General features: G+C 68.5%; 2 protein-coding genes and 1 pseudogene. 2 read left to right on the top strand and 1 reads right to left on the bottom strand.

Annotated elements, in window-relative coordinates:
• Window positions 1-132: pseudogene (locus A5691_RS28785) on the bottom strand (TetR/AcrR family transcriptional regulator); the annotation flags it as partial.
• Between the two features lie 142 nt (window positions 133-274).
• On the opposite strand from A5691_RS28785, the gene A5691_RS20920 reads away from it, so the two are divergent.
• Window positions 275-907, top strand: a complete 633-nt coding sequence (locus tag A5691_RS20920) for a TetR/AcrR family transcriptional regulator (RefSeq protein WP_068266776.1) — start codon at window positions 275-277, stop codon at window positions 905-907.
• A 76-nt stretch (window positions 908-983) separates the two neighbouring features.
• A partial coding sequence (locus tag A5691_RS20915; protein WP_156675524.1) for an NAD(P)-binding protein occupies window positions 984-1341 on the top strand: 358 nt, incomplete at its 3' end.

Genomic DNA, 1341 nt, shown 5'->3' with positions numbered 1-1341 from the left:
GTGGGCAATCTCGCGAATCGTGGCTCGCGAGTAGCCCACCGTCGCCACACAGCGCATGGTGGCCACGATGATCCGCTGGCGGGTCTCCTCACCGCTGGCGCCGACGGGGCGTCCCCGCTGCGCCCGCGTCACCGTGTTCTCCGCACTCGCGCGTCCCGTCCGCAGGCTCTCGGCGCCTGACAGTGTCGAATATAATCGAGTGATCGATTTATTCGGGGTTCGTGCGGAGGTGCGCGGTGCGTGAGGGACGGGACGGCGGCGCGTGCCGTCCCGCATGAGCGCCCGGCCCTCGCGATTGGGGCGCCCGGTGGGCGCCGACGGCGAACAGACCCGCACGCGCATCATCACCGCGGCGATGCGCACTGTGGCCGAGATGGGCTACTCCCGCACCACGATTCGCGAGATTGCCCGCACCGCGGATGTCACCAGCGCCAGCCTCTACAACTACTTTCCGAACAAGGCGGAGCTGATCAAGGCGGCGATCGCGGCGCGCACCGATGTCGCTTTGCCACGGCTGCGGGCGGCCGCCGAGCGGCCGGGGAGCGCGGTCGACCGCATCGGGGCGGTTCTCGACGAATCGGGCCGGCTCATGCGCGAGTATCCAGATCTCGCCGCCTTCGAGTGGGTCATCCGCGCCGAAGGAGTGGTCGGCCCCGATCGGCACATGGACGGGGGAACGGGATTTCAGGCTTTCCGCGAGATCATCGAGGGCGTCGTCGACGACGGCTACCGGCAGGGCGAACTGTCGCGGCCTTCCGATCGGGACAGCGTCGTCGAGGCCCTCTACGCGCTCATCTACGGGTTGGTCGAGTTGGGGGCCACGTCGCCGCCGCGCGATTATCACGCCGCGCTCGACTCGGCCAAGAAGATGATCAGCGGAACGTTGTTCGCCGGCGGGCGCGGATAGCGGCGGGGCCGACACGGCACCGCCTTGATATGATCAAGCGATTGATTATATAGTCGGGCCACGAGAGGACCGGGCCTTGACTGAAACCGTGTCGTTCGACGTCGACGCGCTGCGACGCAAATACGCGGAAGAGCGCGCGCGCCGATTGCGCCCGGACGGCATCGCTCAGTACGTCGAGACGGCGGGGGCATTCGCGCGCTTCGCCGACGACCCCTGGGCAGACGGTGAATTCACGCGCGAGCCGCTGACCGACGAAGTCGACGTCGCGGTGATCGGCGCCGGATTCGGCGGGCTGTTGACGGGGGTGCGGCTGCGTCAGCTCGGCGTCGACAGCGTGCGGCTCATCGACCGGGCGGCCGACGTGGGCGGGACCTGGTACTGGAACCGGTACCCGGGGATTGCCTGCGATGTCGAGTCCTACGTGTACATGCCGC

Source organism: Mycobacterium sp. E183, assembly GCF_001667735.1.
Taxonomy (GTDB): domain Bacteria; phylum Actinomycetota; class Actinomycetes; order Mycobacteriales; family Mycobacteriaceae; genus Mycobacterium.
The sequence above is the reverse complement of the archived record's forward strand: the minus strand, read 5'-3'. Positions and strand labels throughout refer to the sequence as shown.